This is a genomic window from Mesorhizobium sp. M7A.F.Ca.US.005.03.2.1, from assembly GCF_003997795.1.
In the GTDB taxonomy this organism is placed as follows: domain Bacteria; phylum Pseudomonadota; class Alphaproteobacteria; order Rhizobiales; family Rhizobiaceae; genus Mesorhizobium; species Mesorhizobium ciceri.
Map to the genome: position 1 here is coordinate 1 of NZ_RZRP01000132.1, position 10455 is coordinate 10455.

Below are 10455 nucleotides of genomic sequence, written 5' to 3' on the forward strand. Positions count from 1 at the left end.
CGCGGCGACCGGCAGGGGTTTGTCGACCGTCTGCGGCTGTCGCTTGCGGCAGCCAGGATGCGCGCCGTCGAGGACAATGAGGCGCTGCTCGAAGCCGGTGGCTTTTCGCGCCTGCTTGGCTTCGCCACCAAATGGGAAAAGCCGTTGTTTCCGCTGAAAGGTGCCGATCTGACGGCGCTCGGCGCAACTCCAGGCCCGAAACTCGGCGAAATCCTCAGGAATCTCGAAGCGGAATGGGTCGAAGCCGGGTTTGCCCCTGATCGCGACGCGCTCCTCAAGCGCGCCGCCGAAGCCTTGCAGGCCGGGTAGATCAGGCCGCGTCGCGGGTCTTTTCGATGCGCGAACGGATCGCCTCGATCATCGTCTCGCGGATGACCGTCTCACCATGTGTCTCGCGCATGTGCTCGACGGCACGGCGCATGACCTCGGCTTCCTCGTCGGCACGTGTGTGCCAGTCACAGCCGGGCACGAGCGACCCGCAGTGAAATTCCTTCATGAGATTTCTCCTTTTCTCCGTGGAGCTTGGTCGAGGCTCCGGCACTTTTTTGGCCCATGTCCGGTTCCAGGGTTGAAACCGCGGACCGCGAACGGGTGAGAAGCATAACACAGATGGGGTGGTATTGGTTGCCGTCAACGGCAAAAGGGCGGAGCAGCATCGCTCCGCCCTCGTCTCGTCCCGTTTTGGCGGGCAGGCCTTCACTTGGCGATCTTGACAGCCTCGGCAATCTTTTTCTTGCCGCTCATGTCCCATGAGACACGGACCTTTTCACCGACCTGCAGGCCAGGATCCTTGAAGGTCTTGGGAAGCGTAAAAGACGATCCATCGTCGAGGACCAGGCTCATGGCCGTCGTGTCAAAGGTCTTGATCGTCCCGGTGGTGTGCTTGACGGCGGCGAACGCCACCGAACCGGAAGCGAGAAGGGCAGCGGCGGCCGCCGAAACAATGATCTTGCGCATTGCGAAGTACTCCTGGAAAGGCGGGTATCTTTTTGACGAAGATGTCCCGCGTCGTCTTGGGCCGTCCGGTCGCGTCGGGTCGCGGCTCGCTTTGTCTTGACGCAATTCCGGTCGGAAAGCCGTTTCGCACTTTCCTGAAATTGCGCGCAGGCGAACCGCCGGCGCTTCCCGACCCCGCGCCACAAATAGACCAGTCTTTTCAAGAGCCTATTAGACGAAAAAGAAATTTTTCGCCGCACCGTGTGCCACATTCCATGCCCATTTCGAGCGAATGGGACATCAATGCGGCTCACGTCGGGCTCACCATTTTGTTACGGCCAGCGGACCTCGGGCGGCAGGCTGGAGAGGATGGCGGCGACATTGCCGCCGGTCTTCAGTCCGAATATGGTGCCGCGATCGTGAAGCAGATTGAATTCGACGTAGCGGCCGCGGCGGATGAGCTGTTCGTCACGGTCGCCATCGGTCCAGTTCTCGTTGAAGTTGGCGCGCACAAGGTGGCCGTAGACGACGAGAAAAGCGCGGCCGACATCCTGGACGAAGTTGAAATCGGCATTCCAGCCGCCCTTGTCCTCACCCGAATGCAGCCAGTCGAAGAAGATGCCACCGGTGCCGCGCGGCTCGTTGCGGTGCGACAGATAGAAGTACTCGTCGCACCAGGCCTTGAATTTTGGGTAATCGGCCACCGCGACATTCTTCTCGCAAGCGAATTGCATGGCGCGGTGGAAGGCGACCGTGTCGGGGTCGTCCTGGGTGCGGCGGCGATCGAGCACCGGTGTCAGATCGGCACCGCCGCCGAACCATTGGCTGGATGTGACCACCATGCGCGTGTTCATGTGCACGGCCGGAACGTTGGGATTCCATGGGTGCGCGATCAGCGAAATGCCGGATGCCCAGAAGCGCGGGTCTTCCTCGGCACCGGGCATCTGCTTCCTGAATTCGGGTGAGAACTCGCCATGGACGGTCGATGTGTGGACGCCGACCTTTTCGAAGACGCGACCGTGCATCATCGACATGGTGCCGCCGCCGCCGCGCCCCTCGTCACGTTCCCATGGCGTCTTTTCGAAGCGGCCGGGCGACCACGAGGCCAGCGGCCCGCCAAGATCCTGCTCGATCTGCTCGAAGGTGGCGCAGATGCGTTCGCGCAGCGCCTCGAACCAGAGGCGCGCCTTCATCTTCTTCTGTTCGATGTCGGCGGGCAGGCCCGCCGGTATTTCTGGTCGTTCCAAATGCCGTCTCCGGTTGGGGCGGCGAGTCCCACAAATGACTCGTCTTTTGCCGGCGCGATCCCTAATCTCTTAGGGGACAGGGTCAAGTGTCATTACGGTGCAAGGAGTTGTTTCGTGCGCACCCCGGCAAGACCGCCGCTGGATGGCCTAAAGAAAAGGCTCGACCAAAGCCGTGCCGAGCGCGTGCGTATGCCGCGCGACGGTTTCCTGCGCGAGACCTTCGTGCTGCCACGCTCCGATGCCCGGCTCAAGGCCAAGGAATGGTTCGAGCGCTTTCCCAAGCAGGCCTACTGGACCGAGATCGAAAGCTGGTTCGAGCGGCCGGGCGACCTGATCGAGTTCACCATCAGGCGGTTGCCTGCGGCCGACTAGGACTTCGTCGCCCCGTTTACGGGGAGAGGGTGCCGGCAGGCAGGTTGAGGGGCGGCGCGAACCTCTCAATGCTGGCGCCGCCCCTCATCTGCCTTCACTGCGTTCAGGCACCTTCTCCCCGTGAACGGGGAGAAGGAAGAGCGACCAGCCTCCTTGCCCCCGTTCCCTCGCGTGCCAGCCGGTCACCCTTGTTGCGCAGCGGGCATTTGTCGATCGACATGCAGCCGCAGCCGATGCAGTCGGTCAGCCCTTCGCGCAGTTTCTTCAACTGGGCGATCTTGTGATCGAGCCCGTCGCGCCAGGCGGTCGACAAAAGGTTCCAGTCGTCGCGCGTCGGCGTGCGGCTTTCGGGCAGTGATTCAAGTGCGGCACCGATTTCGGCCAGCGAGATGCCGACCTCCTGTGCAACCTTGATGATCGCCACGCGCCGCAGCACGTCGCGGCCGTAGCGGCGCTGGTTGCCCGACGTGCGGTGGCTGCGGATCAAGCCGCGGGCCTCGTAGAAATGCAGCGCCGACACCGCCACCCCGCTGCGCATGGCCACCTGGCCAACCGTTAATTCCGTTACAGGCGCCATGTCTGATTTTCCGTCCCGATTTTTCTGCTTGACCTCAAGTTAAGTTGAGCTTGTAGCGAAGAAACCCTGGATGTGCAAACGAAGGAGAAGGCGATGTGCGCCTGGGTCAAGATGTCGGGAGACGGAGTGCCGTTATCCGAGTTGCCGGATGGCTTCGCCCACCACCATGGCGACGGAGAGCGCCACGTTGATGCTGCGCGCCGTACCCTGCATGGGGATGGTCAGGCGCGCATCCGCCGCCTGATGGACAGGATCCGGCACGCCTGCGGATTCGCGGCCGAACAGGAGGACGTCACCGTCCGCGAAGCTGAAGCTGGTGTAGGCCGTCGTGGCTTTGGTCGACAGCAGCACCAGCCGGTGCGAACCAGCCTTGCGCCATTCCTCGAAGGCGTGCCAGTCGACATGCCGGGTCAGGGCAGCCATTTCGAGGTAGTCCATGCCGGCTCGCTTGAGCGCCTTGTCGGAGAGCGGAAATCCGGCCGGTTCGATGATGTCGACGCCAAGTCCGAGGCACGCGGCGAAGCGCAGGATTGTTCCGGTGTTGCCGGCAATGTCAGGCTGGTAGAGCGCGATGCGGAGACGACGGTTCATTTCCGCGTCCTTCTAATAAGTGGCGGATCGGCCACAGCGGCTTGGCGGTTTTGGAAATTGCTGGACCTGCGGGTGGCCATTTTCTGCGAAGTCGGGTATACAACCAGCATTGTCAACCCGAACCGATGGAGGGGTAATTCATGATGACCATGCACATCCAGCGCCCCTCTCGTGGGCTTACCTGCCTGCCGGCGGTTTCGGTACGACGATTCTCCTGACTCTCTAAGACTTGATCGCACCGATTCCCGCCGAAACGATTTTTCGGCACTCGAAGGAATCCTGCGATGTTTTTCAAAAAGTCAAAAGGGCTGAACGCCCCAACTGAAGCTGTCCGGACCGACACTCGTCATGTCCGGACCGATGCAATGCGTGCCTCCGGGCGAATGCCGGCGGACGATATTGCTTCGCCTTTTTATCTCGATTTTCACACGGAGGACGGACCGATGTTCGATCCCTACAGAATACCGGGCTCGAGGAGCCTGCATATCCACCGACTGCCGACCTGGGCGCTGCTGATCGGCGACACCTATTCGTCGGCGGTTCACGCCGAGGTTCGCCGCCGGCCGCATCGCGGCATGCTGCCGGATGTCGATTTTTCGCGCGCGGTTCCCGATCCCGGGCGGCCGTCGCTGGTGCGCCGGATCATCCGGCTGATCCGGCCTGGCGCGAAAAACCGGGCTGGCGGCACCGTGTCGTCAGGATCGTCTGGCGCAGCTGTCGGCGAAAAGCCCGCGAGCCCCTATATTGCGCGAAGCATTGCCGACGGTCCGGGTGATTCCGGACCGTCGGCACTCGACGCCATGGGTTCCGGGGACTTCGTACGCTCACGTGCCGCGTAAGCGGCAAACACATTTCACAGGCATGACCTATGTTGTTGTTTAGCTGGTTTGAAAAAAGGCTCGATCCGTTCCCCGCGGCGGAACCGGTCGAGCCGCCCAAGACGCTGGTTGCCTTCTGCGTGCATTATACGCGCGGCGCCTGGCCCTATATCCTTTTCGATGCAGTGCTGGTGACGGCCATCGCGATCGCGGAAGTGTGGATGTTCGGCTTCCTCGGCCGCATCGTCGACTGGCTGTCGGGGCAGAATCGCGAAACCTTCCTGCAGACGGAAGCCTGGAAGCTTGCCGGCATGGCCTTCATCGTGCTGTTCGCACTGCCGGGCACCGTATGGCTGCATTCGCTCCTCAACCAGCAAACGCTGATGGGCAACTATCCCATGCGCATCCGCTGGCAGGTGCACCGCTATCTGCTCAAGCAGTCGATGAGTTTCTACCAGGACGAGTTCGCCGGCCGCATCGCGACCAAGCTGATGCAGACGGCTCTCGCCGTGCGCGAATGCGTCATCAAGGTGATCGACGTCCTGAATTACGTTATCGTCTACTTCCTCGGCATGCTGCTCATCGTCGGCTCGGCCGACTGGCGGCTGGCCGCGCCGCTCGGCGTCTGGCTGGTCGGCTATATCCTTTTGCTGCGGTTTTTCATTCCCCGGCTGGGCAAGGTCGGCGAGGAACAGGCCAATGCGCGCTCGATCATGACGGGCCGGGTCGTCGACAGCTACTCCAACATCCAGACGGTCAAGCTGTTCAGCCATGCACGCCGCGAAGCGTCATTCGCCAAAGACGGTATGTCCGGCTTTCTCGAAACGGTCTACCGGTCGATGCGCCTGGTGACAGTGCTTTTCGGCTCGCTCTACATACTGAACGCGCTGCTCTTGTTCTCGGTGACCGCGATGGCGCTGTGGCTGTGGCTGGGGCAAGCAGTGACGATCGGCGCGGTCGCCGTGGTCATCGGCCTTGTGCTCAGGTTGTGGGGCATGTCGCAATGGATCATGTGGGAAATGTCGGGCCTGTTCGAGAACATCGGCACGGTGCAGGACGGTATCGCCTCGATCTCGCTGCCGCGCCTTGTCGAGGACCGGCCGGACGCGAAGGAGATCAGCGTCTCCAGGGGTGAGATCCGCTTCGAGGACATTCGCTTCCACTACGGCAAGCAGAAGGGTGTGATCGAGGGCCTGTCGCTGGCGGTGAAGCCGGGCGAGAAGGTCGGCATCGTCGGCCGTTCCGGCGCCGGCAAGTCGACGCTGGTCAACCTGTTGCTGCGCTTCTACGACCTCGAAGCCGGGCAGATATTGGTCGATGGCCAGGAAATCGCCGCTGTGAAGCAGGATTCGCTTCGTGCGCAGATCGGCATGGTCACGCAGGACACCTCGCTGCTGCATCGTTCGGTGCGCGAGAACATCCTTTATGGCCGGCCCGATGCAACCGACGAGATGCTTGTCGAGGCGGCGCGGCGCGCCGAGGCGCTGGACTTCATATCAGGGCTTTCGGATGCCAGCGGCCGCAAGGGCTTCGATGCCCATGTCGGTGACCGCGGCGTCAAATTGTCCGGTGGCCAGCGGCAACGCGTCGCCATTGCTCGCGTTATGTTGAAGGACGCACCTATACTTATCCTTGACGAAGCGACCTCGGCGCTTGATTCCGAAGCCGAGGCGGCGATCCAGGAGAATCTCTACAAGCTCATGCAAGGCAAGACCGTCATCGCCATCGCGCACCGGCTGTCGACCATCGCGGCGATGGACAGGCTGGTGGTGATGGACAAGGGCCGTGTCATCGAGGAAGGTTCGCACGAAGAACTCGTCGCCAAGGGCGGGCTCTACGCGCAGCTCTGGCAGCGCCAGTCGGGCGGGTTCCTGCTTGAGGACGGTCCCGCCGACGCCGCCAACGACGCACTTGCAAAGAGGCAAGCCGCAGAATGATGGCCGCCGCATGATGACAGCCGTCTATCGCTGGTTCGAGAACTGGGTCTATCCGTTCAGGGAGCCGGCGAATCTTCGGCCACCGATCAGTGTCGGCGGCTTTCTCTGGCACTATGTCGGCCAGGCGAAGTTCGCCTTCTTCGCCATGCTGGTCATCGGCGGCATCGCGCCGCTGGTCGAGGCCGGCCTGTTCTACTTCGTCGGGCGGCTGGTCGATATTCTCGACCAGCTTCCCGCCGAGCGCAGCTGGCACGCACTGTGGGCCGCCGCCGGCCCTGAACTGGTTTTCATGGCCGTGGTGGTGCTGGTCATCCGCACCGTCGTCGTCGGCTTGTCGGCGCTGGTCGACGAACAGACGATCACGCCGGGCTTCTACAATCTGGTGCGCTGGCAGGCGCACCGGCATGTCTCGCGCCAGTCCTACGCCTTTTTCCAGAACGATTTCGCCGGCCGCATCGCGACGAAGGTCTGGCAGGCGGGCCAGGCGACCGGCGACTTGATGGAAAGCTTCATCGAGGTCGTCTGGTTTATGATCGTCTACACGGTGACGACGCTGGCGCTGGTCGCAGGCCTCGATCTCAGGCTGGCGGTTCTGGTGGTGATCTGGATTTCCGCCTTCGGCTGGCTGGCCAAGCTCTATTTGCCGGCAATCCGCAAGCATGCCGAGGAAACAGCCGAGGCCGGCTCGATGATCACCGGCCGCATCGTCGATTCCTATTCCAACGTGCAGACGCTGAAACTGTTCTCGGCCGATGGCGACGACCGCTACATCAGGAACGGTTTCGACATCTATCTCGACGCATTGCGCCCGTTCACCCGCCGGCTGACCGGCGTGCGCATGGCGCTGACCACGCTGTCAGGCATCATGATCACGGCGATCGGCTGCTTTGCCGTCTATCTCTGGGTCGAGGGCTCGATCACCGTCGGCGCGGTCGCCTTCACCCTGTCGCTGGTGCTGCGGCTCAACATGCTGCTCGGCCGGCTGATGATGCAGCTCAACAGCATCTTGCGAAACCTCGGCGTGCTGGAGAACTCCAAGGCGCTGATTTCGCAGCCGCTCGGCCTCACCGATGCGCCCGACGCCAAGGAACTCGTCGTGGCAGGCGGCCGTATCGCGGTGAAGAACGTCGAGTTCCACTACGGCAAAGGTTTCGGCGTGCTGAACGGCATCGACCTTGTCGTCAGGCCAGGCGAGAAGGTAGGGCTGGTCGGACCGTCCGGCGCCGGCAAGACGACCCTCGCCAATCTGATCCTGCGCCTCTACGATCTCGAGAGCGGGTCGATCACCATCGATGGCCAGGATGTCGCCAAAGTTACGCAGAATTCGCTGCGCGCCAATATCGGCGTCGTCAGCCAGGACACGGCGCTGTTCCACCGTTCGCTGCGCGACAACATCAAGCTCGGCATGCCTGACGCGACCGATGCGGAGGTGATCGCGGCGGCGAAAAAGGCCGAGGCGCACGAGTTCATCCTGACCTTGCGCGACAACAGGGACCGCGCCGGCTACGAGGCGTTTGTCGGCGAGCGCGGCGTCAAACTGTCGGGAGGCCAGCGCCAGCGCGTGGCGATCGCCCGCGTCTTCCTCAAGGATGCGCCGATCCTGATTCTCGATGAGGCGACCTCGGCACTCGATTCCGACATCGAGGCGGCGATCCAGGAGAATCTGACGCGGCTGATGGAAAACAAGACGGTCATCGCCATCGCCCACCGGCTGTCGACGATCGCAGCACTCGATCGTCTGGTGGTGCTCGACGGCGGCCGCATTGTCGAGCAAGGCACGCATGACCAATTGGTGGCGCTCGACGGGCTCTATGCGCGGCTGTGGAAGCGGCAGTCCGGCGGTTTTCTCTATCACGAAGACAGCGTGCTCGAAGAGACGCGCCCGGCGGAGTAGCTCCATGGGTGGATCGACAGGCGCCATCCCAGAGGTCGGCTACGTGCTCAAGCGGCTCCGGCCGACCATGCCGGCCTTCGACACGCTGAAGGAAGAGAGCCGGCTGGAAGGCTACTGGATGCTGGTACGCCTTGCGGATGGCTGGGCAAGTGGCCGCAACAAGTTCCTGAAACGGGGGGAGGCGCTGTACGGAGCATGGTATGGAAGGGAACTCGCCGGCGTGTGCGGGTTGAACATCGATCCCTATTTCGAGGGCAGGGGCCACGGCCGGGTCCGGCACCTGTTTGTGAGCGCGCGCCACCGTCGCGCCGGCCTTGGCCGGATGCTGGTCGAAACCGTTGTCGACAGGGCACGTCACCATTTCGCCATGCTGAACACCCGCGCGCCGCAAGAAGCCTTCGGTTTCTATGAACGGCTTGGCTTTCAGCGCGTAGCAGGCGAAGAGTTCGTCACACACCGCATGGTTTTCGGGAAAGGAGGCTGAAATGTCCTTGCGTCCGCCATCTCATCTTGCCGGCGCCTCGGCCGCCGAAGCCGCCTTCGACGCGCTCGGCCATGAAATATTGGCGGAAAAGGCGGCAGCACTCGGCCGCGCCGGCCAGCGGGTAGAGGAAACGCTGGCCAGGCTGCGCGACAATGCCGACGAGCAACTGCGCCCCCTTCTGCTCAAGGATGCCGCCGAGGCGGTGCATGGCTATTTCATCCAGCGCGAGCTGTGCGGCTTGCGCAAGCACGATGCCGTCATTCGTGAATACAACATCCCGAAAGCGGTGCTGGCCAGGCTCGGCGCGAAATAGGGATCACTCCAGCCATTCGGTGATGAAGCTGCCATTCTCGTGGATGTCGGTCGTTTCCAGTGGGCCTGGGCCGAGATTGGTGAATTTGTGCGGCGTATTGGGTGGCACGATCAGGATCTGGCCGGCGGATGCCTCGATTTCCTGGTCGCCGACAGTGAACAGGCCGGTGCCCTGGCGGATGATGAAGATCTCCGCGTAGGGATGTGTGTGCAGGCGCGGGCCGCCGCCGACATCAGGCAGATAGTTGAAGATCAGGCAGGAGTTGGAGCCGTAGGCGCCACATTGCAACTCGCCCTTCCAATGGTCCGAGCGAACGGCCCAGGTGTCGCGGTCTATGACGTGTGCCATAATGACAAGGATAGACCCGGCTGGGGCCTTGTGTCGAGCCGAACAAGGGCGTCGGATTTGCGGGTGTTTCCCGATTGTTTAGTGATGGTTGGCGGCTATCCGGCGTCGTGTTGACCGGCGGCGGATTTTGTCCCCGCGACAATCTGCCCTTGTGCCTTCACCCGTCTGGACAAAAACGGGCTTCACGCATAAACCGAAGTCCAAATGCCGGAGGAATTCGCAAGCCTGTTCGCCATGCGCTGTCGGGTTGGCGTAATTGAGCGGGGAACAAGGCTCAGCCACCGGCACGGAAGAGGCGAAAGGATCAGGCACCCGTGAGCGCAACCGACACCCAGGATCCCAACCGTCGTGATTTTCTCTACGTCGCCACCGGCATGGCCGCAGTGGTCGGCGCGGGTGCTTTCGCGTGGCCGTTCATCGACCAGATGCGCCCTGACGCATCGACGCTGGCGCTCGCCTCGGTCGAAGTCGACGTCGCCTCGCTGACGCCGGGCATGTCGCTGATCGTCAAATGGCGTGGCAAGCCGGTCGTGGTCCGCAACCGCACCGAACAGGAAATGAAGGACGGCGAGGCGGTCAAGCTGGCCGATCTCAAGGATCCGATCGCCCGCAACGCCAATCTCCCGGCCGACGCACCGGCGACCGACGCCAATCGCACCACGCCCGGCAAGGAAGCCTGGATGGTGATGGTTCAGGTCTGCACGCATCTCGGCTGCATTCCGCTTGGCCAGGAAGGCGATTTCGGCGGCTGGTTCTGCCCGTGCCACGGTTCGCAATACGACACCGCCGGCCGCATCCGCAAAGGCCCGGCGCCGGAGAACATGGCGGTTCCGGTATTCAAGTTCATTTCCGATACCAAGATCCTTATCGGTTGAGGCAGGGGGATATTTCGATGAGCGAGGGACACTCGACCTATACGCCCAAAACCGGTCTCGGAC

Annotated in this window: 13 protein-coding genes and 1 pseudogene; 8 read left to right on the plus strand and 6 right to left on the minus strand. The window is 62.5% G+C overall.

The window, feature by feature from the left end:
- A pseudogene (locus tag EN991_RS10255) lies at positions 1–309 on the plus strand (CCA tRNA nucleotidyltransferase); the annotation flags it as partial.
- A 1-nt stretch (position 310) separates the two neighbouring features.
- On the opposite strand, the gene EN991_RS10260 reads toward EN991_RS10255, so the two are convergent.
- The 3 genes from EN991_RS10260 to hemF form a co-directional block, all read right to left on the minus strand.
- Positions 311–496, minus strand: a complete 186-nt coding sequence (locus tag EN991_RS10260; RefSeq protein WP_013529972.1) for a DUF1059 domain-containing protein — start codon at positions 494–496, stop codon at positions 311–313.
- 200 nt (positions 497–696) lie between these two features.
- Entirely contained in the window at positions 697–957 is a 261-nt protein-coding gene (locus EN991_RS10265) for a DUF1344 domain-containing protein (protein WP_013529973.1), read from the minus strand.
- Between the two features lie 311 nt (positions 958–1268).
- Positions 1269–2183 (minus strand): oxygen-dependent coproporphyrinogen oxidase, encoded by a 915-nt coding sequence (gene hemF, locus EN991_RS10270; RefSeq protein WP_024504549.1) that lies wholly within the window; start codon positions 2181–2183, stop codon positions 1269–1271.
- Between the two features lie 114 nt (positions 2184–2297).
- On the opposite strand from hemF, the gene EN991_RS10275 reads away from it, so the two are divergent.
- Positions 2298–2555 (plus strand): hypothetical protein, encoded by a 258-nt coding sequence (locus EN991_RS10275; RefSeq protein WP_013529975.1) that lies wholly within the window; start codon positions 2298–2300, stop codon positions 2553–2555.
- Positions 2556–2658: 103 nt separating this feature from the next.
- Here the strand turns inward: EN991_RS10275 and soxR are convergent, their stop codons facing one another.
- Both soxR and EN991_RS10285 read right to left on the minus strand, forming a co-directional pair.
- Positions 2659–3132 (minus strand): redox-sensitive transcriptional activator SoxR, encoded by a 474-nt coding sequence (gene soxR, locus EN991_RS10280; protein WP_063168847.1) that lies wholly within the window; start codon positions 3130–3132, stop codon positions 2659–2661.
- Between the two features lie 132 nt (positions 3133–3264).
- Positions 3265–3723, minus strand: coding sequence for a tRNA (cytidine(34)-2'-O)-methyltransferase (locus EN991_RS10285; protein WP_127368690.1), 459 nt, complete (start codon positions 3721–3723; stop codon positions 3265–3267).
- Positions 3724–4166: 443 nt separating this feature from the next.
- On the opposite strand from EN991_RS10285, the gene EN991_RS10290 reads away from it, so the two are divergent.
- The 5 genes from EN991_RS10290 to EN991_RS10310 are packed head-to-tail and all read left to right on the plus strand — an operon-like array spanning position 4167 to position 9169.
- Complete coding sequence (locus EN991_RS10290; RefSeq protein WP_013529978.1) at positions 4167–4562, plus strand: hypothetical protein; 396 nt, start codon at positions 4167–4169, stop codon at positions 4560–4562.
- A gap of 29 nt (positions 4563–4591) precedes the next feature.
- A complete protein-coding gene (locus tag EN991_RS10295; RefSeq protein ID WP_013529979.1) occupies positions 4592–6478 on the plus strand; it encodes an ABC transporter ATP-binding protein in 1887 nt (628 codons plus the stop codon).
- Between the two features lie 10 nt (positions 6479–6488).
- Complete coding sequence (locus EN991_RS10300; RefSeq protein WP_032808649.1) at positions 6489–8372, plus strand: ABC transporter ATP-binding protein; 1884 nt, start codon at positions 6489–6491, stop codon at positions 8370–8372.
- A gap of 4 nt (positions 8373–8376) precedes the next feature.
- The gene (locus tag EN991_RS10305; protein WP_013529981.1) at positions 8377–8856 is read left to right on the plus strand and encodes a GNAT family N-acetyltransferase; all 480 of its coding nucleotides are present in this window, start codon (positions 8377–8379) and stop codon (positions 8854–8856) included.
- A 1-nt stretch (position 8857) separates the two neighbouring features.
- The gene (locus EN991_RS10310) at positions 8858–9169 is read left to right on the plus strand and encodes a DUF6665 family protein (protein ID WP_013529982.1); all 312 of its coding nucleotides are present in this window, start codon (positions 8858–8860) and stop codon (positions 9167–9169) included.
- A gap of 3 nt (positions 9170–9172) precedes the next feature.
- Here EN991_RS10310 and EN991_RS10315 read toward each other — a convergent pair whose 3' ends face one another.
- A complete protein-coding gene (locus EN991_RS10315) occupies positions 9173–9517 on the minus strand; it encodes a cupin domain-containing protein (RefSeq protein ID WP_013529983.1) in 345 nt (114 codons plus the stop codon).
- 314 nt (positions 9518–9831) lie between these two features.
- On the opposite strand from EN991_RS10315, the gene petA reads away from it, so the two are divergent.
- On the plus strand, positions 9832–10392 hold the full coding sequence (gene petA, locus EN991_RS10320) for a ubiquinol-cytochrome c reductase iron-sulfur subunit (RefSeq protein ID WP_013529984.1): 561 nt from the start codon (positions 9832–9834) through the stop codon (positions 10390–10392).
- The last annotated feature ends 63 nt before the right edge of the window (positions 10393–10455 follow it).

What these genes read in the sequence shown, in the direction of transcription:
- EN991_RS10285 (WP_127368690.1), bottom strand. Translation starts at nt 3,723, where the DNA reads ATGAACCGTCGTCTCCGCATCGCGCTCTACCAGCCTGACATTGCCGGC.
- soxR (WP_063168847.1), bottom strand. Translation starts at nt 3,132, where the DNA reads ATGGCGCCTGTAACGGAATTAACGGTTGGCCAGGTGGCCATGCGCAGC.
- EN991_RS10290 (WP_013529978.1), top strand. Translation starts at nt 4,167, where the DNA reads ATGTTCGATCCCTACAGAATACCGGGCTCGAGGAGCCTGCATATCCAC.
- EN991_RS10315 (WP_013529983.1), bottom strand. Translation starts at nt 9,517, where the DNA reads ATGGCACACGTCATAGACCGCGACACCTGGGCCGTTCGCTCGGACCAT.
- EN991_RS10305 (WP_013529981.1), top strand. Translation starts at nt 8,377, where the DNA reads ATGGGTGGATCGACAGGCGCCATCCCAGAGGTCGGCTACGTGCTCAAG.
- EN991_RS10295 (WP_013529979.1), top strand. Translation starts at nt 4,592, where the DNA reads ATGTTGTTGTTTAGCTGGTTTGAAAAAAGGCTCGATCCGTTCCCCGCG.
- EN991_RS10300 (WP_032808649.1), top strand. Translation starts at nt 6,489, where the DNA reads ATGATGACAGCCGTCTATCGCTGGTTCGAGAACTGGGTCTATCCGTTC.
- EN991_RS10265 (WP_013529973.1), bottom strand. Translation starts at nt 957, where the DNA reads ATGCGCAAGATCATTGTTTCGGCGGCCGCCGCTGCCCTTCTCGCTTCC.
- EN991_RS10260 (WP_013529972.1), bottom strand. Translation starts at nt 496, where the DNA reads ATGAAGGAATTTCACTGCGGGTCGCTCGTGCCCGGCTGTGACTGGCAC.
- EN991_RS10310 (WP_013529982.1), top strand. Translation starts at nt 8,858, where the DNA reads ATGTCCTTGCGTCCGCCATCTCATCTTGCCGGCGCCTCGGCCGCCGAA.